This is a genomic window from Rhizobium album (genome assembly GCF_003122325.1).
Lineage (GTDB): Bacteria > Pseudomonadota > Alphaproteobacteria > Rhizobiales > Rhizobiaceae > Metarhizobium > Metarhizobium album.
Window position 1 is genome coordinate 94,007 of record NZ_QFBC01000020.1, and the last position, 21,495, is coordinate 115,501.

Below are 21,495 nucleotides of genomic sequence, written 5' to 3' on the forward strand. Positions count from 1 at the left end.
GTCAGATCTTCGTCAGGAAGACGGTGACGACGGGTTTTTTGCCCCATGCCTCGTTGGCGGCGGCGCGGACGGCACGGCGAACCGCCTCGCGCACCGTTTCGAGATCCTTGCGACGGGCACGCGGGATGCTTTCGACGGCGCCGAGCACGGCGTCATAGAGCGTGTCGTTCATGTCCTCGCCTTCATAATCGAATTCCGGCAAGCCGACCGGCACGACAACCGGATCGCCGACGAAATCGAAGCGGCTGTCGAGCAGGACATTCACCGCGACATGGCCGACAAAGGCCAGCTTGCGACGCTCGCCGATGCCCATCTCGTCGAAATCGCCGATCAGCTTGCCGTCCTTGAAGATGCGGCCGTGCGGCGCTTCGCCGACGACCTCGACCGGGCCCGGCGCTAGCCGCAGGATGTCGCCGTTGCGCACGCGCGGCACGGTGGCGATGCCTGACTGCAGGCCAAGTTCGCGCTGCGCCGTCAGATGCGCGGCTTCGCCGTGCACGGGAACGAGGATTTCCGGCCGCGTCCAGGCATACATCTGTTGCAGCTCGCTGCGGCGCGGATGGCCGGAGACATGCACCAGCGCTTCGGAATCGGTCAGCACGTTGACGCCCTGCTCGATGAGGCCGTTCTTGATGTCCTGGATCGCCTTCTCGTTGCCGGGAATGGCGCGGGAGGAAAAGACCACGAGATCGCCGGCGCTGAGCGCGATGTTGCGCATCTCGTCGCGCGCCAGCTTGGCCAGCGCCGCCCTCGGCTCGCCCTGGCTGCCGGTCAGGATGACGACGACCTTATCCCGCGGGATGTAGCCATATTCGTCCTCGCCGATGAACGGCTTGATGCCTTCCATGATGCCGACGTCTCGCGCCACGTCGACGACGCGCTTCAGCGAACTGCCGAGCAGCAAGACTTCGCGGCCCGCCCTGTCGGCGGCTTCAGCGACCGAGCGGATACGACCGACATTCGAGGAAAAAGTAGTAATCGCCACACGGCCTTCCGCGGACTCGATCACCTTCTGCAGGCTTTCGGAAACTTCCTTTTCCGAAGGCGAAACGCCATCGCGCAACGCATTCGTGCTGTCGCACATCAGCGCCAGCACGCCCTCGTCGCCGATTTCGCGCAGCCGCTTTTCGTTGGTCAGCGGACCGAGCGACGGTTCGAGGTCGATTTTCCAGTCGCCGGTGTGGACGACGTTGCCGAGCGGCGTGCGGATCACCAGCGCCATCGGCTCGGGGATCGAGTGGTTGACAGCGACGGCCTCGATGCTGAACGGACCGACATTGATGATATCGCCCGCTTTGAACGGCGTCACGGGAATATCGCCGCGCGATTCCTCATAGCGCCGCTTGGCCTCCAGCAGGCCGGCGGTGAAGCCCGAGGCATAGACCGGCACGTTGAGGCCGGGCCAGAGGTCGTTCAGGCCGCCATAATGGTCTTCATGCGCATGGGTAATGATGATCGCCTTGAGATTCTTGCGCTCGCTGGCGAGGAAGCTGATATCGGGGAGAACGAGATCCACGCCCGGCAGGTCCGGACCTGGAAACGTCACGCCGCAATCCACCATGATCCATTGGCGGTTGCTGGGCGCTCCGTAACCGTAGAGCGCGAGATTCATGCCAATCTCGCCGACGCCGCCGAGCGGCAGAAACACCAGTTCTTCTTTATTTGTCATGTTATCTGGTTCCAAATCATTCGAAAAAGACGTCGCCCGCAGCAATCGGCAATAGCCGGCCGCCACCGGTATCGAGCATCAGCAAACCGTTGTCATCAATACCTGCGAACTGGCCGGAAAGCGACTTGTCCGGCAGGTTGACGGTGATCTTTTCCCCAACCCCGCAGGCCCCCCTGCGCCATAACTCCACCACAGATGCGATGCCGCGTCCGCGGTTCCAAAGCACCAGCATATCGTTCATCGAAACATAGAGATGCGCGAACAGTTCGTCGGGCGAAACGGAGGCGCCCTGTGCGGCCAGCGAGGTGACGGGATACTGGCCGCTATCCGGCATGACGGCGATGTTGATGCCGATGCCAATCACCAGCGCCTGACGCCCGTCTGCAAGGTTTTCGCTTTCGAGCAGGATGCCGCAGGTCTTCTTGCGGCCGATCAGGATGTCGTTCGGCCACTTGATCTCGACGGGTTCGCCGCCCGGCGGCACCACCTTGCGGATCGCATCGTGCACGGCGACGGCGACGGCGAGCGGCAAGGAGGGCAAGCGGTCGAGCGGTGCCGGATCGATCAGGAGAAGGGAAGCGTAGAGATTGCCGGGCTCCGAGGCCCAGGGTCGCCCGCGGCGACCGCGTCCGCCGGTCTGGCGGCGGGCGGTGATCCAGAGAGGGCCTGGATCGCCGGCGCGCGCACGCGCCAGGCATTCCGTGTTGGTGGAAGAGACGTCGCCGAGAGCCTCGTGCCGGACGTCGCTCAGCGTCGTCCGGCTATGTCTCCTGTCATCCATCAAAAGAACGAAGCGGAGGCCGCTTCCGCAGCAGCCCCGAGCGGGCCGCCGATCAGCACGTACCCGGCGACGAACAGGCCGGAGAGGCCGAAGACCAGCCGCAGCACGCCCGCCGTGCGGGCAAACTCGCCCTTGGCTTCATCGAACCACATCAGCTTGATGACGCGCAGATAGTAGTAGCAGCCGACGACGGAAGCGAGCACGCCGATGATCGCCAGCGCATAAAGCTTGGCTTCGATGGCCGCGACGAAAACGAAATACTTCCCAAAGAAGCCGGCGAGCGGCGGGATGCCGGCAAGCGAGAACATCAGCGCCGTCAGCACCACCGCCATGAACGGGTTGGTGGCGGAAAGGCCGGCGAGATCGTCGATGTTTTCGGTCACGCCACCATCCTTGCGGCGCATCGCCATGATGCAGGCGAAAGTGCCGAGCGTCATGACCATGTAGATGGTCATGTAGATCAGCACGCCCGAGACACCGGTCTTGGTGCCGGCAGCGAGGCCGACAAGCGCGTAACCCATATGGCCGATGGACGAATAGGCCATCAGTCGCTTGATGTTGCGCTGGCCGATGGCGGCGAAGGCGCCGAGCACCATGGAGGCGATGGCGATGAAGGAGATCACCTGCTGCCAGTCGAGCTTGATCGGTTCGAAAGCTGTGCCGACGATGCGCACCAGCATCGCCATGGCGGCAATCTTCGGCGCGGCAGCGAAGAAGGCGGTCACCGGCGTCGGCGCGCCCTCGTAGACGTCCGGCGTCCACATGTGGAACGGCACGGCGGAAATCTTGAAGGCAAAGCCGGTCAGCACGAAGACGAGGCCGAACAGCAGGCCGAGCGAACGGCTTTCGCCGGAAAGCGCCGTGGCGATTTCGGCAAAGCCGGTGTGGCCGGTGAAGCCGTAGACCAGCGACATGCCGTAGAGCATCATGCCCGAGGACAAGGCGCCGAGAACGAAATATTTCAGGCCGGCCTCGGTCGACTTCAGGCTGTCGCGGTTGATAGCCGCGACGACGTAGAGCGCCAGCGACTGCAGTTCCAGCGCCAGGTAGGCGGAGATCAGGTCGTTGGCCGAGATCATCAGCAGGATGCCGAGCGTCGCCAGCACCAGGAGCACCGGGAACTCGAACTGGTTGAGGTGCTCCGAGCGCGATTGCCCGAGCGTCATGATGATCGCCGTCACCGAACCGATCAGCGCCACGACCTTGAGGAAGCGGGCGAAGGCGTCCGATACGAAGACGCCGCCGAACGCCAGGCCGTCCGCGCCCGACAGGATCATCCAGCCGCCGGAAATCACCAGCAGCAGGATGGCCAGAACGGTTACTGTCGTCCCCGACTTTTCGCCGGAGAACACACCGATCATCAGAAGCGCCAAGGCGCCGATCGCCAGAATGATTTCCGGCGTTGCGAGATGCAGACTTGCGAGCAGAATTTCAGCCGTCATGTCTTAGATTCCTGTCGTCATTTCACCGACAGCGCGACATCGTGCGCTGCCTGCAAGGCTGCAGTATAATTGTTGACCAGCAGATCCACGGAGGCTGCCGTCGCATCGAAGATCGGTGCCGGGTAGACGCCGAAGAAGATCGTCAGAACGATCAGCGGGTAAAGAAGCGCCTGTTCGCGCGGGGACAGGTCGAAGAGCGCCTTGAGGCTTTCCTTTTCCAACGCGCCGAAGATGATGCGGCGATAGAGCCACAGCGCATAGGCGGCCGAAAGGATCACGCCCGTCGCAGCGAAGAGCGCAACCCAGGTGTTGGCGCGGAAGACGCCGATCAGGGTCAGGAATTCGCCGATGAAACCGGAGGTGCCGGGCAGTCCGACGTTCGCCATGGTGAAGACCATGAAGGCGAAGGCGTATTTCGGCATGTTGTTGACCAGGCCGCCGTAAGCGGCGATCTCGCGGGTGTGCAGGCGGTCGTAGACGACGCCGACGCAGAGGAACAGCGCGCCGGAAACAAAGCCGTGCGAAATCATCTGGAACAGCGCGCCCTGGACGCCCTGCGTATTGGCCGCGAAGATACCCATTGTCACGTAACCCATATGGGCGACGGAAGAATAGGCGATCAGCTTCTTCATGTCCTCCTGCATCAGCGCCACCAGCGAGGTGTAGATGATGGCGATGACGGAGAGCGCGAAGACCATCGGCGCGAAATAGTCGGAGGCGAGCGGGAACATCGCCAGCGAGAAGCGGATCATGCCGTAGCCGCCAAGCTTCAGGAGAATGCCGGCCAGGATGACCGAACCCGCGGTCGGCGCCTGGACGTGCGCATCCGGAAGCCAGGTGTGCACCGGCCACATCGGCATTTTCACCGCGAAGGAGGCGAAGAAGGCGAGCCACAGCCAGGTCTGCAGACCGGCGGGGAACTGGTACTTCAAGAGTTCCGTGATGTCGGTGGTGCCGGCCTGCCAGTACATCGCCATGATGGCGAGCATCATCAGCACCGAGCCGAGCAGCGTATAGAGGAAGAACTTGTAGCTGGCGTAGACGCGGTCCTTGCCGCCCCAGACGCCGATGATCAGGAACATCGGGATCAGGCCGCCTTCGAAGAAGACGTAGAACAGCACGATGTCGAGCGACACGAAGACGCCGATCATCAGCGTTTCGAGCAGCAGGAAGGCGATCATGTATTGCTTCAGCCGCTTCTCGATCGTTACCCAGCTGGCGAGGATGCAGAAGGGCATCAGAAGCGTCGTCAGGATGACGAACAGCATGGAGATGCCGTCGACGCCGACGTGATAACCGATACCGGTGCCGAGCCAGGTGGTCTTCTCGACCATCTGGAAGCCCGGGTTCGAATTGTCGAAACCGATCCAGATGAACAGCGACACGAGAAAGGTGAAGAGCGTGGTGAACAGCGAGACGTTCAGCACGTTCCGCCGGCCGTTCGGCGTGTCATCCCTCGTGAGCAACAGGAAGAGGACGCCGACCAGCGGCAGGAACGTGACCGTTGAAAGAATAGGCCAATCGGTCATCAGAAGGAACTCCCGAGCATCATCCAGGTGACGAGCGCCGCAACGCCGATCAGCATGGCAAAGGCATAATGATAGAGGTAACCGGTTTGCAGGCGCACCACGCGGTTGGTCACGTCGACGACGCGGGCGGCGATGCCGTTCGGGCCGTACCTATCGATGACCGCGACGTCACCCTTCTTCCACAGGAAACGGCCGAGCGCCTTGGCGGAACGGACGAACAGGAAGTCGTAGAGCTCGTCGAAGTACCACTTGTTGAGCAGGAACTGGTAAAGCACGCGATGCTGCTGGGCCAGGACCTTCGGCGTTTCCGGCGACTTGATGTACATGTACCAGGCGGTGACGAAGCCGGTGACCATGGCGATGAACGGGCTCCACTTCACCAGAAGCGGCACATGGTGGAAATGTTCGAGGATCTCGTTTTCCGGCAGGGTGAACAATGCGCCCTTCCAGAATTCAGCATAGTGGTGACCGAAGAAGTAGCCCTCGAAAATCACGCCGGCGAGAACCGCACCGACCGCCAGGATATAAAGCGGCAGCAACATCACCATCGGCGATTCATGCACGTGATGCATGACCTCGTGGCTGGCACGCGGCTTGCCGAAGAAGGTCAGGAAGGCCAGGCGCCAGGAATAGAAGCTGGTGAACAGCGCGGCGATGACCAGCAAGGTAAAGGCGAAGCCCGAAACCGCCGAGTGCGAGGCGTAGGCGGATTCGATGATCACGTCCTTGGAGAAGAAGCCGGCAAAGCCGAACATCGTGCCGGGGATACCGACACCGGTCAGCGCCAGCGTGCCGATGGTCATCATCCAGAAGGTGATCGGGATATGCTTGCGCAGGCCGCCCATGTAGCGCATGTCCTGCTCGCCGTCGACGGCGTGGATGACGGAGCCGGCACCGAGGAACAGCAGCGCCTTGAAGAAAGCGTGCGTGAACAGATGGAAGATCGCCGCGCCGTAAGCGCCGACGCCGAGCGCCACGAACATGTAACCGAGCTGCGAGCAGGTCGAGTAGGCGATGACGCGCTTGATGTCGTTCTGCACCAGACCGACGGTCGCCGCGAAGAAGGCGGTGATGGCGCCGATGACGGTGACGACGGTCAGCGCATCATGCGACAGTTCGAACAGCGGCGACATGCGGGCGACGAGGAAGACGCCGGCGGTGACCATGGTTGCGGCATGGATGAGCGCCGAGACCGGCGTCGGGCCTTCCATAGCGTCCGGCAGCCAGGTGTGCAGCAGGAACTGCGCCGACTTGCCCATGGCACCCATGAAGAGCAGCAGGCAGACGGCGGTGATGGCGTGCGCCTTGTCGAGATGCATGCCGAAGAGGTTGATGACGGCTTCGCCGCCCTCGGCCGCCCCTTCGGCCGGCAGGTAGGTGGCGGCCGTCGCGAAGATCGTTTCGAAGTTGATCGAGCCGAACAGCACGAAGACACCGGAAATGCCGAGGATGAAACCGAAGTCGCCGACGCGGTTGACGATGAAGGCCTTCATCGCCGCCGCATTGGCCGAGGGCTTCTTGAACCAGAAGCCGATGAGCAGGTAGGACGCCAGGCCCACGCCTTCCCAGCCGAAGAACATCTGCAGCAGATTGTCCGACGTGATGAGCATCAGCATCATGAAGGTGAACAGCGACAGGTAGGCGAAGAAACGCGGCCGATGCGGATCGTGGTGCATGTAGCCGATCGAATAGAGGTGCACCAGGGTCGAGACGGTGTTGACGACGACGAACATCACCGCGGTCAGCGTGTCGACGCGGAAGGCCCATTCGACGTCGATGCCGCCGGACTGGATCCAGCGCAGGACGGGAACCTTGATCACTTCGCCGGCCTCGCCATGGCCGAGCGCCACGGTGAAGAAGGCGATCCAGGAAAGGATCGCAACGACGATCATCAGGCCGGTGGTGACGTATTCCGATGCCTTGGCGCCGATGGCGCGACCGAACAGGCCGGCGATCAGCGCGCCGATCAGGGGAAGGAAAACGATGGCTTTGTAAAGGATCATAGCCGGTTCAGCCCTTCATCACATTGACGTCTTCGACGGCGATGGAGCCGCGGTTACGATAGAAGACCACGAGAATTGCAAGACCGATCGCCGCCTCCGCCGCCGCGACCGTCAGGATGAACAGGGCGAAGACCTGACCCGTGATGTCGTTGAGGAAGGAAGAGAAGGCGACCATGTTGATATTGACCGCAAGCAGGATGAGTTCCACCGACATCAGGATGACGATGACGTTCTTGCGGTTGAGGAAAATGCCGAAAACACCGAGCGTGAAGAGGATGGCACTGACCGTCAGGTAATGGGAAAGACCGATTTCCATAATTTCGTTTCCTTGACCTCGTGCGCGCTTCAGACGCCCTGCCCGGGCTTGACCTTGACCACCTCGACGGCGGTCGCGGGCGTGCGGGCAACCTGCTGGGAAATATCCTGCCGCTTGATGTTCTGGCGGTGACGCAGCGTCAGCACGATGGCGCCGATCATCGCGACCAGCAGCACAAGGCCGGCGATCTGGAAGAAATAGACATAATGGGTGTAGAGCACGTCGCCGAGGGCGGCGGTATTGGTGCGTTCCGTCAGCGCGGGGATGGGCATCGCCACCGTCTTGCCGATGTCGGGCGAAATGACGCTGCCGCCGATGACGACGATCAGTTCCGCCGCCAGGATCACCCCGATCAGCGCGCCGACCGGCGCGTATTCGAGCACGCCCGAGCGCAACTCCGTGAAGTCGATGTCAAGCATCATCACGACGAAGAGGAAGAGCACCGCCACAGCGCCGACATAAACGACCAGCAGGATCATCGCCAGGAATTCGGCGCCCGTCAGCAGGAAGAGGCCGGCGGAGTTAAAGAAGGTGAGGATCAGGAACAGAACCGAATGGACCGGATTCCGAGCCGAAATCACCATGAACGCCGACGCCACAGCGATGAAGGCGAAGAGATAGAAAAAAAGAGCCTGCAGACCCATGTTGGTGCCTTTTCGTCTTCCCCCGGGCGGACTGTCCCCTGCCCGATGGAGTTTTGCCGGCCTCGATGACGCTGCCGGCGCTCCGTTTTAACTGGACCGCGACGGGATGCTCCCGGGGCGGCATACATTCAATAGCCGATCAGCGGTACGGCGAGTCGATCGCGATGTTGCGCGCGATTTCGCGCTCCCAGCGGTCGCCGTTGTCGAGCAGACGGGCCTTGTCGAAATAGAGCTCTTCGCGCGTTTCCGTCGCGAATTCAAAGTTCGGACCTTCGACGATGGCATCGACCGGGCAGGCTTCCTGGCAGAAGCCGCAATAGATGCACTTCACCATGTCGATGTCGTAACGCACCGTGCGGCGGGTGCCGTCGTTGCGGCGCGGCCCGGCTTCGATGGTGATCGCCTGGGCGGGACAGATGGCTTCGCACAACTTGCAGGCGATGCAGCGTTCTTCGCCGTTGGGGTAACGGCGCAGGGCGTGTTCGCCGCGGAAGCGCGGGGAAACCGGACCTTTTTCGAAAGGATAGTTGATCGTCGCCTTCGTCCGGAAGAAGTAGCGCATCGACAGGAAGAAAGCGCCGACGAATTCCTTCAGGAAGAGCGAACTGACGGCTTGCGAAAAACCGGCCATCTTAATCTCCAAATTTGCCAGAAACGGACGGGCGCATGATCAGGCCCAACCCATCAGTTTCAGCACGAATGCAACAATGACCACCATGGCGAGCGAAATCGGCAGGAAAACCTTCCAGCCCAGGCGCATCAGCTGGTCATAGCGGTAGCGCGGCACGAAGGCCTTCACCATGGCGAACATGAAAAACACCATTGTCGCCTTGATGACGAACCAGATGATACCCGGCACCCAGTTGAGCACGGCGATGTCGACCGGCGGCAGCCAGCCCCCGAGAAACAGGATCGTCGTCAGCGAGCACATCAGAACGATGGCCGCATATTCGCCGAGCATGAACATCATGTAGGGCGCCGACGAATATTCGACCATGAAGCCGGCAACCAGCTCCGATTCCGCTTCCGGAAGATCGAAGGGCGGACGGTTGGTTTCAGCCAGCGCCGAGATGAAGAAGATGATGAACATCGGGAACAGCGCCAGCCAGTGCCAGTCGAGGAACGAGGCAGGCAGGCCCATCATGGTGCCGAGACCATCCTTCTGGGCGATGACGATGTCCGTCAGGTTCAGCGAACCGACGCAGAGCAGCACGGTGACGATGACGAAGCCGATCGAGACTTCGTAGGACACCATCTGCGCGGCGGAACGCAGCGCGCCGAGGAACGGGTACTTCGAGTTCGAAGCCCAGCCGCCCATGATGATGCCGTAGACTTCCAGCGACGAGATCGCGAAGACGTAGAGGATGCCGACGTTGATATTGGCGACCACCCAGCCCTCGTTGAGCGGGATCACCGCCCAGGTGGCGAGCGCCAGCGTCACGGCGACGAGCGGGGCCAGCAGGAAGACGCCCTTGTTGGCGCCGGCCGGAATGATCGGCTCCTTGAAGACGAACTTCAGAAGGTCGGCGAAGGACTGGAACAGACCCCACGGACCGACGACGTTCGGACCGCGGCGAAGCTGCACGGCGGCCCAGATCTTGCGGTCGGCAAGCAGGATGTAAGCGATGAAGACGAGCAGGCAGACGAGAAGCAGCAGCGACTGTCCGACCATGATGGCCGCCGGCCAGACGTAGTTAGAAACGAAAGAGTCCATGGTCCCTGCCCTTACTCTGCCGCGACTTTGAAATTGTTGCGGGCAAGCGCCGAGCACTCCGCCATGACGGCCGAAGCGCGCGCTATCGGGTTCGTCAAATAGAAGTCTTTCACGGTCGACGCAAACCCGGATTTGTTGATGACACCGCCTTTTTCCGCCACTGCGGCAATTTCGCCTGCATTGCCCGGAGCGATCTCGTCCGTATGGGCGAAATGCGGGTGCGCGGCATAGAGTTTGGCACGCAAAGCACCAAGCGAATCAAAGGGAAGGCGCTTGCCGAGCACGTCCGACAGCGCGCGGATGATCGCCCAGTCTTCCTTGGCGTCGCCAGGCGCAAAACCGGCACGGTTACCCATCTGAACGCGGCCTTCGGTGTTGACCCAGATGCCCGACTTTTCGGTGTAGGTCGCAGCCGGCAAGATGACGTCGGCGCCATGCGCCCCGTTATCGCCGTGCGAGCCGATATAGACGGTGAACTTGGCGGTCTTGGCCGAGGTTTCGAATTCGTCGGCGCCGAGCAGGAAGAGCACGTCCATCGACTTCAGCATCTCGGCGGCGTTGGCGCCGTTGGCGCCCGGTACGAAACCGAGATCCAGGCCGCCGACGCGCGATGCTGCGGTGTGCAGCACGGCAAAACCGTTCCACTCTTCGGTGATCGCACCGACGGCGACGGCGAGAGCCGCTGCCTGCGACAGGATCGCTGCGCCATCGGCACGGGCGAGCGCGCCCTGGCCGATGAGGATCAGCGGGTTCTTGGCGCCCTTCAGCTTGTCGAGGAAGGAGTGGTTGCCGGCGACAAGATCCGCCAGGCTGTCGGTACCGGCACCGATGTAGTCATAATCATAGCGCAGTTCGCCGGCTTCGCCGATCAGGCCGATCGGGAAACCGCCGCGGCGCCAGCGCTTGCGGATGCGGGCGTTGAGAACGGCCGCTTCGTAACGCGGGTTGGCGCCGATGATCAGCAGCGCGTCGGCAGCTTCGATGCCTTCGATACCGGGATTGAAGAGGTAGCTTGCGCGACCGAGCGACGGATCAAGCGCCGTCCCGTCCAAACGACAGTCGAGGTTTTCCGAGCCGAGCGATTTTATCAGCTCCGACAGGGCATACATTTCTTCGACGGAGGCCAGGTCACCGGCAATCGCGCCGATCTTGTTGCCGGAGGTGCCGGCGACGGCAGCCTTGATGGCACCGAAGGCTTCGCCCCAGCTGGCAGCCTGCAGGCGGCCGTCACGGCGAACGTAAGGCCGGTCGAGACGCTGGGTCTTCAGGCCGTCCCAGATGAAGCGGGTCTTGTCGGAGATCCACTCTTCGTTGATCGCCTCGTTGACGCGCGGCAGGATGCGCATGACTTCGCGGCCGCGGGTATCGACACGGATCGCCGAGCCGAGCGCGTCCATGACGTCGATCGATTCGGTCTTGTTCAGTTCCCACGGACGGGCGGTGAAGGCGAAGGGCTTCGAGGTCAGCGCGCCGACCGGGCACAGGTCAACGACATTGCCCTGCAGCTCCGACGTCATTGCCTGCTCGAGATAGGTGGTGATTTCGGCGTCTTCGCCGCGGCCGATCAGGCCAAGCTCGGTGATACCGCCAACTTCGGTGGTGAAGCGGACGCAACGCGTGCAGTGGATGCAGCGGTTCATCACCGTCTTGACCAGCGGGCCGATATATTTGTCTTCGACGGCGCGCTTGTTTTCCTGGTAGCGCGAGGTGTCGATGCCGAAGGCCATCGCCTGGTCCTGCAGGTCGCATTCGCCGCCCTGGTCACAGATCGGGCAATCCAGCGGGTGGTTGATCAGTAGGAATTCCATGACGCCCTCACGGGCCTTCTTCACCATCGGCGTGTTGGTGAAGATCTCGGGAAGTTCGCCGTTCGGGCCGCCGCGGACGTCGCGCACACCCATGGCGCAGGAGGCTGCCGGCTTCGGCGGGCCGCCCTTCACCTCGATGAGACACATGCGGCAATTGCCGGCGACCGACAAACGCTCGTGAAAACAAAAGCGCGGAACCTCGGCGCCGGCTTCTTCGCACGCCTGCAGCAGCGTGAAATGATCCGGTACCTCGATCTCTTTACCGTCAACTTTTAGCTTCGCCATCGTACCTTACGTCCTGTTTTGTCTGCTGCCGCAAACCTGTCCTTCGTCCGCCCGCCGGGGCGTCTTATGTCTTCGCCGTCTTCGTGCCGGCAAGTGCCTTCGCCTGGCCGATCCAGTCGTCGCGGCCGATGCGGCCCTCGACACCGAGTTCGGCGTCGAACCGCTTGATGTCGTCCTCGCTCCAGCCTGCAATATCGGCAAAACGAGAAACACCCTTGCCGTTCAGAACCTGTTCCAGCTTCGGGCCGATGCCGGAAATGCGCTTGAGATCGTCGGCCTTGGCCCGGCGCACCGTCTTGACGGGTGCAGCGATCACCGGCTTTTCTTGCTTGGCCTTCGGTGCTGCCTTGGCGGTCACCGCCGACTTCACCTTTTCTTTCGAAACGGTCTTTACGACGGGCTTCGCCTTCGTTTCCACAACAGGCGCAACCTCTTCGACCGCCCGCAGCACCGGCTTCAACGGCACGACCTTCGCCGTCTCCGTGCGTGTCACGACCGGCTTGGCTTCCTTGACAACGGGTTCAACCTTCACGGCCGCCCCCTGCCCTTCCGCCATCTGTTTTTCCAGGAGAGCGGAAAAGCGCTGGCTGGTTTCGACCGCGCTCTGCAGCGCGCCGAGAAACGCGCCGGCCATCTGCGTGGAAAAACCGAACCCGATCGTCGCGGCGGCCGCAAATGCCGCAGCCGGATGCGCGGCGAACGGATGCAACGGCGGCAGCGCAGTGCCAGCGGTGTCGTTCGCCGTCTGTTTCGTGCTCTTGCCTGCCGTTTCCGTCATGTCGTTTACTCCGCTGCTTCCAGGACGGCGCCGTGCGCCGTGGCGTTGCGTGTGAACTCGTCGATACGCTTTTCCATCTCCGGACGGAAGTTGCGGATCAGGCCCTGGATCGGCCAAGCCGCGGCATCGCCCAAGGCACAGATCGTGTGGCCTTCCACCTGCTTCGACACCTGGAAGAGCATGTCGATCTCGCGCTTCTGGGCATTGCCCTTCACCATGCGCTCCATCACCCGCATCATCCAGCCGGTGCCTTCGCGGCACGGCGTGCACTGGCCGCAGCTTTCATGCTTGTAGAAAGCCGCCAGACGCCAGATCGCCTTCACGATATCCGTCGACTTGTCCATGACGATGACAGCGGCCGTACCGAAGGACGACTTCACGTCACGCATGCCATCGAAATCCATCGGCGCATCCAAGATATCCTCGCCCTTCACCACCGGACAGGAAGAGCCGCCGGGGATGACGCCGAGAAGATTGTCCCAGCCGCCGCGGATGCCGCCGCAATGGCGCTCGATCAGTTCGCGGAAGGGAATGCCCATCGCTTCTTCGACGGTGCACGGCTTGTTGACGTGACCGGAAACCATGAACAGCTTGGTGCCGACATTGTTCGGACGGCCGATCGCCGAGAACCAGGCGGCTCCGCGGCGCAGGATGGTCGGCGCAACGGCGATCGATTCGACGTTGTTGACGGTGGTCGGGCAGCCGTAGAGACCCATGTTCGCCGGGAAAGGCGGCTTCAGGCGCGGCTGGCCCTTCTTGCCTTCGAGGCTTTCGAGCAACGCGGTCTCTTCGCCGCAGATATAGGCGCCTGCACCGTGATGCAGAAAAATGTCCATATCCCAGCCATGCTTGTTGTTCTTGCCGAGCAGGCCGGCATCATAGCATTCGTCGATCGCCGCCTGCAGGGCCTCGCGCTCACGCATGTATTCGCCGCGGATATAGATGTAGGCGGTATGGGCACCCATGGCGAAGGAGGCGATCAGGCAGCCTTCGATCAGCGTATGCGGATCGTGACGCATGATGTCCCGGTCCTTGCAGGTGCCGGGCTCCGATTCGTCGGCGTTGACGACGAGGTAGTGCGGCCGGCCGTCGCTTTCCTTCGGCATGAAGGACCACTTCAGGCCGGTGGGGAAGCCGGCACCGCCGCGGCCGCGCAGGCCCGACGCCTTCATCTCGTTGATGATCCAGTCGCGACCCTTTTCGAGAATCTGCTTGGTGCCATCCCAATGGCCACGGCTCATGGCGCCCTTCAGGGACTTGTCCTTGAAGCCGTAGATATTGGTGAAGATGCGATCCTGATCAGCTAGCATGGCTCTTATTCCGCCGGTTCGTCGATAATGTCGAGACGCTTCCGATGCGCTTCAACCGAGTTTCTACATACACTTATCGCGGCTTCTTGCCGAAGACCTTGATATACTCTTCCTCGCCGCCCTCGGCGAGAACCTTGGCCTGATGGACCCAGTCGTCGCGTTCGATACGACCGCGGAAATTCAGGTAGCCATCGACCCAGTCACATTCGGCCTTCTGCCAGCCGGCAATCTGCGCGAAGGTGAAGATGCCGAGTTCATGCAGGGTGCCTTCGATCTTCGGGCCGACGCCGGAGATCATCTTCAGATCATCCGGCTTTTCCGGCTTGTCGACCGATTTCGGGCGGTTGGGATCATCGAGCGAAGGCTTGGCGCTTGCCTTTTCGGCATCCGCCGTCCCCGACGGCGCCTGGGCTTCCGCAGCCCTGGCGTTTTCGGCAGCGGCGGCGGGCGCCGTTGCCGGCGTCTTCAACGTCGGATTGGTTTCGTCGGCATCCGTCTTGGCGCGACCGGCGTTCGAGGGCGGAATGCTGACCGCGTCGGCGGCCGCTTCCTGCTCGACGGCGAGTTGCGACTTCGGCGGAACGATCTCTTCGGTCAGCGTGGTCACGCCACCGAACGGCGCCGAGAAATGCCGGTCGATCTGCGGGCCCGGCTTGACGTCGGCGCCCTTGCCTGCCTCAAAGCGGTCGATGATGTATTCAAGCTGCGGAGGCGTCAGGTCCTCGTAGGCATCCTTGAAAATGATCACCATCGGCGCGTTGACGCAGGCGCCCTGACACTCCACCTCTTCCCACGACAGCGTGCCGCTGTCGTTGGTGTGCAGCGGCTCCGGATGGATCTTGCGCTTGCACAGGCTGATCAGCTCTTCCGAACCACGCAACATGCACGGCGTCGTGCCGCACACCTGGATGTGGGCGCGGGTGCCGACCGGTTTCAGCTGGAACTGCGTATAGAAGGTCGCCACTTCGAGCACGCGGATATAGGCCATATCCAGCATGTCGGCGACCGCCTCGATACAGGCGCGCGTCACCCAGCCGTCCTGCTCCTGCGCACGCATGAGCAACGGAATAACCGCCGACTGCTGACGCCCCGGCGGGTACTTCCTGATGGTTGCCTCGGCCCAGGCCGCGTTTTCCGCGCTAAAGGCAAAACTTGCCGGCTGGACGTTCTCTTCGGCTAGTCGACGAACGGACATTCTTCCTCACGCCTATCTCAGTTTATGGATCTACACCTGGTATTCGCGATCGACGCGAATTCGCAGGCGTAGGCCGACTGGTCTTTTTGCATAAACACTACGAACCGGCTGCCGTTCGGCACGGCAGCCTTGATTTCATATCCCTGTGACAGCAGTTGCGCCATGCTTGCCGACTGCGCCGACGATCCACCGAGACCATCTTCCTGTTGCTGGGCAACAGCGACAGACGATCCGAGCAACGTCGCAGCCATGGCAAGCGCTAGACGCATCAGCGGTCCACCTCCCCGAACACGATGTCGAGCGAGCCGAGCACGGCGGAAACGTCCGCCAGCTGGTGGCCCCGGCACAGGAAGTCCATCGCCTGCAGATGCGCGTAGCCCGGGGCACGGATCTTGCAGCGATAGGGCTTGTTGGTGCCGTCGGAGACGAGATAGACGCCGAATTCGCCCTTCGGCGCTTCGACGGCGGCATAAACCTCGCCTTCCGGCACGTGATATCCTTCGGTGTAGAGCTTGAAATGGTGGATCAAGGCTTCCATGGAACGCTTCATCTGGCCACGCTTCGGCGGAACCACCTTGCCGTCCAGCGACGACACCGGTCCGACCTTGGCATCGCTCATCAGGCGATTGACGCACTGACGCATGATCTTCACCGATTCGCGCATCTCGATCATGCGGATCAGGTAACGGTCATAACAGTCACCGTTCTTGCCGATCGGAATATCGAATTCGAGGTCGGAATAACATTCGTAGGGCTGAGAACGACGCAGGTCCCAGGCGGCGCCCGAGCCGCGCACCATGACGCCCGAGAAGCCCCAGGCCCAGCAATCCTCCAGCGACACGACGCCGATATCGACATTGCGCTGCTTGAAGATGCGGTTGCCGGTCAGAAGGTCGTCGATATCGTCGAGCGTCTTGAGGAACGGATCGCACCACTTGCCGATATCCTCGACGAGCGCTTCCGGCAGATCCTGGTGAACGCCGCCCGGACGAACGTAAGCGGCGTGCATGCGCGAACCCGAGGCGCGCTCATAAAACACCATCAGCTTTTCGCGCTCTTCGAAACCCCAGAGCGGCGGCGTCAGCGCGCCCACGTCCATGGCCTGGGTCGTGACGTTGAGCAGATGCGACAGGATACGGCCGATTTCCGAATACAGCACGCGGATCAGCTGGCCGCGAATCGGGATCTCGATGCCGAGCAGCTTTTCGACCGCGAGCGAATAGGCATGCTCCTGGTTCATCGGCGCCACGTAGTCGAGGCGGTCGAAATAGGGCAGAGCCTGCAGGTAGGTCTTGGTCTCGATCAGCTTTTCGGTGCCGCGATGCAAGAGGCCGATATGTGGATCGACCCGCTCGACGATTTCGCCGTCCAGCTCCAGCACGAGACGAAGAACGCCGTGCGCCGCCGGATGCTGCGGTCCGAAATTGATGTTGAAATTGCGGACGTTATGTTCAGTCATGGCCACGCTCGCGTGTTGAGTGAGTGGTGAATAGTGAGCAGTGAGTAGTTCTCATCCAGATCGCCTATTCATCACGTTTCTTCTGCTGGACCTTACGAATAAACGCGCCCAGCATCTTCCCATTCTCTTCGCACTTCGCCAGCAACTCGGCCGCCAATTGCGGCTGCAACAGCCCGACGCGTTCACTGACAATCAAATGCGTTTCCAATTCCTTCAGCGAACCCTGAGCAATTTTAAGAAATTGAGCGAAGGATCCTCGATTCTCCCGTCCATAGCCTTCGGCAATGTTTGCCGCCACGGATGTTGCGGATCGTCTAATCTGACTGGTCAATCCATAAAGCTCTTCCTTGGGGAAGGGCCTTGTCGCCTCATAACAAGCAACAGAAATATCGATAGCGAACTGCCAGACTTTCAAATCCCGGTAAGAATTGATTCTCCCTTCGTTCACTTCATCTCTCTACTCACTGCTCACTAATCACTGTTTGGCCTTCTCGTCACCCGGGAGAACGTAATCCGTTCCTTCCCAAGGACTGAGAAAATCGAAGTTGCGGAATTCCTGCTTCAACTCGACTGGCTCGTAAACCACACGCTTGGCCGCGTCGTCGTAGCGCACTTCCACGAAACCGGTGGTCGGGAAGTCCTTGCGCAGCGGATGACCTTCGAAACCGTAGTCGGTGAGGATTCGGCGAAGATCGGGATGGCCGGTAAACAGGATGCCGTACATGTCCCACGCTTCACGCTCGAACCAGTCGGCGCCCGGATAGACGGCGGTCGCGGACGGCACGGCCTCTTCCTCGGCCGTCGCGACCTTGACGCGGATGCGCAGGTTCTGGCGGGGAGACAGGAGATGATAGACGACATCGAAACGCTGTTCACGCTTCGGCCAATCGACGCCGCAGATATCGATGAGATTGACGAAGCCGCACTGCACGTCGTCACGCAGGAAGGTCAAGAGCGGCAGAATGTTTTCCGCAGTCGTCGTCAGCGCCAGCTCGCCGTAGCGGATCTCCGATGCGGCAATCAGGGCACCACGCGTTTCCGCGAGGTGGGATGCAAGCTCGTTCAGGGCTTCACTCATTTGCTCGATCCCCTACCTTACCGCTCGATCGTGCCGGTGCGGCGGATCTTCTTCTGCAGCAGCAGGACGCCGTAGAGAAGCGCCTCTGCCGTGGGGGGACAGCCCGGCACATAGACGTCAATCGGCACGACGCGATCACAACCGCGCACCACCGAATAGGAATAATGATAATAACCGCCGCCGTTGGCGCACGACCCCATCGAGATGACGTAACGCGGCTCGGGCATCTGGTCGTAGACCTTGCGCAGCGCCGGCGCCATCTTGTTGGTCAACGTGCCGGCAACGATCATGACGTCCGACTGGCGCGGCGAGGCGCGCGGCGCGAAACCGAAACGCTCGACGTCGTAACGCGGCATCGAAAGCTGCATCATCTCGACCGCGCAGCAGGCGAGACCGAAGGTCATCCACATCAGCGAACCGGTGCGGGCCCAGGTGATGAGCTCGTCGGTCGAGGTGACCAGAAAACCCTTGTCGGCGAGTTCGTTGTTGATCTCGCCGAAGAATGCATCATTGGCGCCGATGGGCTTGCCGGTGCCGGGATCGATGATCCCCTTCGGCTGCGGCGCGACCAACGTGCTTCCGCCTTGAGCTACGCCCATTCGAGTGCTCCCTTTTTCCATTCATAGATAAAGCCGATGGTCAGCACGAAAAGGAACACCATCATCGACCAGAAGCCGAACCAGCCGATATCGCCGAAAGACACGGCCCACGGAAACAGGAAGGCGACTTCGAGGTCGAAGATGATGAAAAGGATCGACACCAGATAGAAGCGGATATCGAATTTCATACGGGCATCGTCGAATGCATTGAAGCCGCATTCATAGGCTGAGAGCTTTTCCGAATCGGGCGCCTTGTAGGCGACAGCGAAAGGCGCGATCAAAAGAGCGAGACCGATCACCAGGGCGATGCCGATGAAGATCGCGATCGGAAGATAGGAACTGAGAAGTTCGGTCATCATTTCCATCCATGCTTGTCTTCCGGTATCGGGCGATACCCAGGGCCACAGGCCGACAAGCCGAAAAGAGCGTTGCAACAAGCCGTGGTTAGCGCAGGCCGTGTCTTCATGCAAGACTTGGACCAGCATTTCAACCATGCCTGCCAAGAGTTTATCAAGCCAAGGAAAAAATGTCGCGGCAAATCAATGCAGGGCAGCCATGCATGGATAAAACCACAATTTCTTAAGGCATTGATGAAGGCATGCACGCCGAGAAAAAATTCCACCGCGCAACACACCCTCCCCGCATCAAAAGACGGATAGAAGGAGAATCAGCCCGCAGTAAAAATCGCCTGCCGCCGACTCGCCAAAAGCGAAACGCACATTTCGACCGCGCCAAGGCATCGGCACAATTCATTGACTGCCATTACGATGGAAAACTTCAACGCGAAGAAATGGCGCGAGTGACGGGGCTCGAACCCGCGACCTCCGGCGTGACAGGCCGGCACTCTAACCGACTGAGCTACACCCGCGCATCCGGCTGCAATTGCAACCTCTTCTTCACTCCGCAAAGACTTGCGGCATCGTCTTGAAACTGGCGCGAGTGACGGGGCTCGAACCCGCGACCTCCGGCGTGACAGGCCGGCACTCTAACCGACTGAGCTACACCCGCACTTCGTTTCAAACCGCACAACCAATGTCTGGCTGCCGGCGCCGAACCGGACTTGCCGTTTCGATGAGCGGCTAACTACGGGGTTCGGCTTTGGGTGTCAAGCGGCTTTGAATACAAATCCATGACAGACGGAAATTTCGTTCCCGGACCCTGCAGCCACACTTTGCAAGGCATGGCTCTACGCCGGTCCGAAGCCTGAAAGCGATACGCGGCGAGATTATCCACAGCCTGCGTTCGGCCCGGTGACGCGCTATATGCCCTTCAAAGAAATCGGACATGGACGCCGTTGTCAGCAGCATTCTCCCCAGCTGCGAGAATTGCGGCACAGAAAAAATTCAAAAAAAATCAAAATCGCTCTTGCGGTTTTTCTCGGCTCCGCCTAAATCACGCCCACCGTAGCGACGGACATGATCCGAACCGCAGACGGGCGATTAGCTCAGTTGGTAGAGCGCCTCGTTTACACCGAGGATGTCGGGAGTTCGAGTCTCTCATCGCCCACCATTTCTCCCAGATCGAATTTGCAAATATCCTTGGATCTTCCTGCGTAAGCTCCGCATTAGCAGTTTATCTCACCGGACGGACATCACGACCAACGTTCGCAAAAAGCATTGATGTCGCTCGACTGGAAGTCGGCGAGCCGCTCCATGATCGTCTCGAACGGCCAATTCCACCAGGACATGGCGGAAAGTTTTTCGGCGATGGTACGCGAAAAACGCTCGCGAATGAACTTTGCCGGCACACCGCCAACGATTGTGTACGGCGCGACATCCCTGGAGACGACTGCACCCGCCGCGAGAACGGCACCGTCCCCAACCGTGACGCCAGGCAATACGATCACCCCATGCCCTATCCAGACGTCGTTGCCGATGATGGCACGGTCCGTCTTGCGTCGATCGAAAAAGGCATGATCGCGGACGGCATCCGACGAGTAATATTCCGGGCAATAGGTAAAGCGATGCATCGACGGGCGGTCCATCGGGTGGTTGGGCGCGCCTATTCTTACCTCTGCCGCGATGGCACAGAATTTTCCGATCACCGCATCGCTGACCATGCAGCGCTGTCCCAGATAGGAAAAATCGCCGAGTTCGACCGACTGAAGCGCCGTATCCTCCAGGATCTCGCAGCATTGCCCGATGGTAGTATCCCGTAACGCCACCGACGGATGGACAACGGTTTCAGCGATCTTGGGACGATTGGGCTGCGAGGTCAGGGGCAATGTCGGTCTCCACATTTCCTCCCGCCTATCCGGCTTCGATGAAAGATGTGTGACGCTGTTGTCCGGGCAGATGCGCAGGCAAGTGGAACGTGGCCGGAGGCCTGGATTCGCTTTACCGCGGCTAAAAACAGAAAAGACCGCGGACACCCTCGTCGCCCGCGGTCTGTATCGCCCCCGCCGCCGGGTTCGATGGGCACGTTATGCCCAATCTTGCGCCGCACGGCAATTACGAGAACTCACCCCTCACAATAAGCTAGCCTGTTCTGGGACAGGCGTTTCCGGCCGGGCGAAATGCCTATAGCGACGGCAAAGCCATCTGCTCCGTCGGGGCGCAGGCAGCCTCGAATTCCTTGATCGTTTCGGCATCGTTGTCGGCCGGCAACACGGCATCGGCACCGACGACGTCGGTCTGGGCGTCATCGTCATTGGGGAATGCATAGGATTCGATGAAGAAAGCGATCCTGCCTTTCCAGACATGGCGGCCCTCAATCGGCCGGCAGACCGTGGCCTGCTCGAAATCATCCTGGAGTTGCTCCACCGATGGTGCGATCTGCGGCATCGGTGACATTGCAAGCGCGACCATAAAGGCAGCCATCATGGCTTCGTTCCTCGAATCAATCCTCGCAGATGCAATAGCATGTCCTCATATTGACGACGAAAC

The 21,495-nt window shown here is 60.9% G+C and carries 21 protein-coding genes and 3 tRNA genes; 1 reads left to right on the plus strand and 23 read right to left on the minus strand.

Annotation, left to right across the window (positions count from 1 at the left end; genetic code table 11):
• Position 1 precedes the first annotated feature (1 nt).
• From DEM27_RS29095 to DEM27_RS29190, 21 genes are all read right to left on the minus strand, one after another.
• Positions 2 to 1,669 (minus strand): ribonuclease J, encoded by a 1,668-nt coding sequence (locus tag DEM27_RS29095; RefSeq protein ID WP_109461753.1) that lies wholly within the window; start codon positions 1,667 to 1,669, stop codon positions 2 to 4.
• A 16-nt stretch (positions 1,670 to 1,685) separates the two neighbouring features.
• Positions 1,686 to 2,450 (minus strand): biotin--[acetyl-CoA-carboxylase] ligase, encoded by a 765-nt coding sequence (locus tag DEM27_RS29100; RefSeq protein ID WP_109461754.1) that lies wholly within the window; start codon positions 2,448 to 2,450, stop codon positions 1,686 to 1,688.
• Positions 2,450 to 3,892 (minus strand): NADH-quinone oxidoreductase subunit NuoN, encoded by a 1,443-nt coding sequence (gene nuoN / locus DEM27_RS29105; RefSeq protein WP_109461755.1) that lies wholly within the window; start codon positions 3,890 to 3,892, stop codon positions 2,450 to 2,452. Before nuoN ends, DEM27_RS29100 begins: the two co-directional genes overlap by 1 nt.
• Before the next feature lie 17 nt (positions 3,893 to 3,909).
• Positions 3,910 to 5,421: an NADH-quinone oxidoreductase subunit M gene (locus DEM27_RS29110; protein WP_109461756.1), complete on the minus strand. Its 1,512-nt coding sequence runs from the start codon at positions 5,419 to 5,421 to the stop codon at positions 3,910 to 3,912.
• Positions 5,421 to 7,424, minus strand: a complete 2,004-nt coding sequence (gene nuoL / locus DEM27_RS29115; RefSeq protein ID WP_165823667.1) for an NADH-quinone oxidoreductase subunit L — start codon at positions 7,422 to 7,424, stop codon at positions 5,421 to 5,423. The genes DEM27_RS29110 and nuoL overlap by 1 nt, the downstream gene beginning before the upstream one ends.
• A gap of 7 nt (positions 7,425 to 7,431) precedes the next feature.
• Complete coding sequence (nuoK, locus tag DEM27_RS29120; RefSeq protein ID WP_109461757.1) at positions 7,432 to 7,740, minus strand: NADH-quinone oxidoreductase subunit NuoK; 309 nt, start codon at positions 7,738 to 7,740, stop codon at positions 7,432 to 7,434.
• Positions 7,741 to 7,769: 29 nt separating this feature from the next.
• Positions 7,770 to 8,384 carry an NADH-quinone oxidoreductase subunit J gene (locus DEM27_RS29125; protein WP_109461758.1) on the minus strand — a complete coding sequence of 205 codons (615 nt, stop codon included), beginning with the start codon at positions 8,382 to 8,384 and terminating at the stop codon, positions 7,770 to 7,772.
• A 139-nt stretch (positions 8,385 to 8,523) separates the two neighbouring features.
• Complete coding sequence (nuoI, locus tag DEM27_RS29130) at positions 8,524 to 9,015, minus strand: NADH-quinone oxidoreductase subunit NuoI (protein ID WP_109461759.1); 492 nt, start codon at positions 9,013 to 9,015, stop codon at positions 8,524 to 8,526.
• Positions 9,016 to 9,054: 39 nt separating this feature from the next.
• Positions 9,055 to 10,098 carry an NADH-quinone oxidoreductase subunit NuoH gene (gene nuoH, locus DEM27_RS29135; protein WP_109461760.1) on the minus strand — a complete coding sequence of 348 codons (1,044 nt, stop codon included), beginning with the start codon at positions 10,096 to 10,098 and terminating at the stop codon, positions 9,055 to 9,057.
• 11 nt (positions 10,099 to 10,109) lie between these two features.
• Entirely contained in the window at positions 10,110 to 12,191 is a 2,082-nt protein-coding gene (gene nuoG, locus DEM27_RS29140) for an NADH-quinone oxidoreductase subunit NuoG (protein WP_109461761.1), read from the minus strand.
• 64 nt (positions 12,192 to 12,255) lie between these two features.
• A complete protein-coding gene (locus DEM27_RS29145; protein WP_109461762.1) occupies positions 12,256 to 12,969 on the minus strand; it encodes a 5' DNA nuclease in 714 nt (237 codons plus the stop codon).
• A 5-nt stretch (positions 12,970 to 12,974) separates the two neighbouring features.
• On the minus strand, positions 12,975 to 14,279 hold the full coding sequence (nuoF, locus tag DEM27_RS29150; protein WP_109461763.1) for an NADH-quinone oxidoreductase subunit NuoF: 1,305 nt from the start codon (positions 14,277 to 14,279) through the stop codon (positions 12,975 to 12,977).
• Positions 14,280 to 14,352: 73 nt separating this feature from the next.
• Positions 14,353 to 15,474, minus strand: a complete 1,122-nt coding sequence (locus tag DEM27_RS29155) for an NADH-quinone oxidoreductase subunit E (protein WP_109461764.1) — start codon at positions 15,472 to 15,474, stop codon at positions 14,353 to 14,355.
• Between the two features lie 17 nt (positions 15,475 to 15,491).
• A complete protein-coding gene (locus DEM27_RS29160; protein ID WP_109461765.1) occupies positions 15,492 to 15,743 on the minus strand; it encodes a hypothetical protein in 252 nt (83 codons plus the stop codon).
• On the minus strand, positions 15,743 to 16,933 hold the full coding sequence (locus tag DEM27_RS29165; RefSeq protein ID WP_109461766.1) for an NADH-quinone oxidoreductase subunit D: 1,191 nt from the start codon (positions 16,931 to 16,933) through the stop codon (positions 15,743 to 15,745). The genes DEM27_RS29160 and DEM27_RS29165 overlap by 1 nt, the downstream gene beginning before the upstream one ends.
• A 64-nt stretch (positions 16,934 to 16,997) precedes the next feature.
• Positions 16,998 to 17,381: a four helix bundle protein gene (locus DEM27_RS34440; protein ID WP_205908978.1), complete on the minus strand. Its 384-nt coding sequence runs from the start codon at positions 17,379 to 17,381 to the stop codon at positions 16,998 to 17,000.
• A 27-nt stretch (positions 17,382 to 17,408) separates the two neighbouring features.
• Positions 17,409 to 18,011: an NADH-quinone oxidoreductase subunit C gene (locus DEM27_RS29170; RefSeq protein ID WP_109461767.1), complete on the minus strand. Its 603-nt coding sequence runs from the start codon at positions 18,009 to 18,011 to the stop codon at positions 17,409 to 17,411.
• A 17-nt stretch (positions 18,012 to 18,028) separates the two neighbouring features.
• Positions 18,029 to 18,610: a NuoB/complex I 20 kDa subunit family protein gene (locus DEM27_RS29175; RefSeq protein WP_109461768.1), complete on the minus strand. Its 582-nt coding sequence runs from the start codon at positions 18,608 to 18,610 to the stop codon at positions 18,029 to 18,031.
• On the minus strand, positions 18,601 to 18,966 hold the full coding sequence (locus DEM27_RS29180; protein WP_109461799.1) for an NADH-quinone oxidoreductase subunit A: 366 nt from the start codon (positions 18,964 to 18,966) through the stop codon (positions 18,601 to 18,603). Before DEM27_RS29180 ends, DEM27_RS29175 begins: the two co-directional genes overlap by 10 nt.
• Before the next feature lie 435 nt (positions 18,967 to 19,401).
• Positions 19,402 to 19,478 (minus strand) — tRNA-Asp (locus tag DEM27_RS29185).
• A gap of 63 nt (positions 19,479 to 19,541) precedes the next feature.
• A tRNA-Asp gene (locus DEM27_RS29190) sits at positions 19,542 to 19,618 on the minus strand.
• Between the two features lie 425 nt (positions 19,619 to 20,043).
• On the opposite strand from DEM27_RS29190, the gene DEM27_RS29195 reads away from it, so the two are divergent.
• Positions 20,044 to 20,119: transfer RNA gene (locus tag DEM27_RS29195), tRNA-Val, on the plus strand.
• Positions 20,120 to 20,201: 82 nt separating this feature from the next.
• Here DEM27_RS29195 and DEM27_RS29200 read toward each other — a convergent pair.
• Both DEM27_RS29200 and DEM27_RS29205 read right to left on the minus strand, forming a co-directional pair.
• Entirely contained in the window at positions 20,202 to 20,849 is a 648-nt protein-coding gene (locus DEM27_RS29200) for a DapH/DapD/GlmU-related protein (RefSeq protein ID WP_420028864.1), read from the minus strand.
• 280 nt (positions 20,850 to 21,129) lie between these two features.
• Positions 21,130 to 21,432 carry a hypothetical protein gene (locus DEM27_RS29205; RefSeq protein WP_109461770.1) on the minus strand — a complete coding sequence of 101 codons (303 nt, stop codon included), beginning with the start codon at positions 21,430 to 21,432 and terminating at the stop codon, positions 21,130 to 21,132.
• Positions 21,433 to 21,495: the final 63 nt, after the last annotated feature.

Coding starts and splice junctions, on each gene's coding strand:
- DEM27_RS29095 (WP_109461753.1), bottom strand. CDS start 1,669: ATGACAAATAAAGAAGAACTGGTGTTTCTGCCGCTCGGCGGCGTCGGC.
- DEM27_RS29100 (WP_109461754.1), bottom strand. CDS start 2,450: ATGGATGACAGGAGACATAGCCGGACGACGCTGAGCGACGTCCGGCAC.
- nuoN (WP_109461755.1), bottom strand. CDS start 3,892: ATGACGGCTGAAATTCTGCTCGCAAGTCTGCATCTCGCAACGCCGGAA.
- DEM27_RS29110 (WP_109461756.1), bottom strand. CDS start 5,421: ATGACCGATTGGCCTATTCTTTCAACGGTCACGTTCCTGCCGCTGGTC.
- nuoL (WP_165823667.1), bottom strand. CDS start 7,424: ATGATCCTTTACAAAGCCATCGTTTTCCTTCCCCTGATCGGCGCGCTG.
- nuoK (WP_109461757.1), bottom strand. CDS start 7,740: ATGGAAATCGGTCTTTCCCATTACCTGACGGTCAGTGCCATCCTCTTC.
- DEM27_RS29125 (WP_109461758.1), bottom strand. CDS start 8,384: ATGGGTCTGCAGGCTCTTTTTTTCTATCTCTTCGCCTTCATCGCTGTG.
- nuoI (WP_109461759.1), bottom strand. CDS start 9,015: ATGGCCGGTTTTTCGCAAGCCGTCAGTTCGCTCTTCCTGAAGGAATTC.
- nuoH (WP_109461760.1), bottom strand. CDS start 10,098: ATGGACTCTTTCGTTTCTAACTACGTCTGGCCGGCGGCCATCATGGTC.
- nuoG (WP_109461761.1), bottom strand. CDS start 12,191: ATGGCGAAGCTAAAAGTTGACGGTAAAGAGATCGAGGTACCGGATCAT.
- DEM27_RS29145 (WP_109461762.1), bottom strand. CDS start 12,969: ATGACGGAAACGGCAGGCAAGAGCACGAAACAGACGGCGAACGACACC.
- nuoF (WP_109461763.1), bottom strand. CDS start 14,279: ATGCTAGCTGATCAGGATCGCATCTTCACCAATATCTACGGCTTCAAG.
- DEM27_RS29155 (WP_109461764.1), bottom strand. CDS start 15,474: ATGTCCGTTCGTCGACTAGCCGAAGAGAACGTCCAGCCGGCAAGTTTT.
- DEM27_RS29160 (WP_109461765.1), bottom strand. CDS start 15,743: ATGCGTCTAGCGCTTGCCATGGCTGCGACGTTGCTCGGATCGTCTGTC.
- DEM27_RS29165 (WP_109461766.1), bottom strand. CDS start 16,933: ATGACTGAACATAACGTCCGCAATTTCAACATCAATTTCGGACCGCAG.
- DEM27_RS29170 (WP_109461767.1), bottom strand. CDS start 18,011: ATGAGTGAAGCCCTGAACGAGCTTGCATCCCACCTCGCGGAAACGCGT.
- DEM27_RS29175 (WP_109461768.1), bottom strand. CDS start 18,610: ATGGGCGTAGCTCAAGGCGGAAGCACGTTGGTCGCGCCGCAGCCGAAG.
- DEM27_RS29180 (WP_109461799.1), bottom strand. CDS start 18,966: ATGACCGAACTTCTCAGTTCCTATCTTCCGATCGCGATCTTCATCGGC.
- DEM27_RS29200 (WP_420028864.1), bottom strand. CDS start 20,849: ATGTGGAGACCGACATTGCCCCTGACCTCGCAGCCCAATCGTCCCAAG.
- DEM27_RS29205 (WP_109461770.1), bottom strand. CDS start 21,432: ATGATGGCTGCCTTTATGGTCGCGCTTGCAATGTCACCGATGCCGCAG.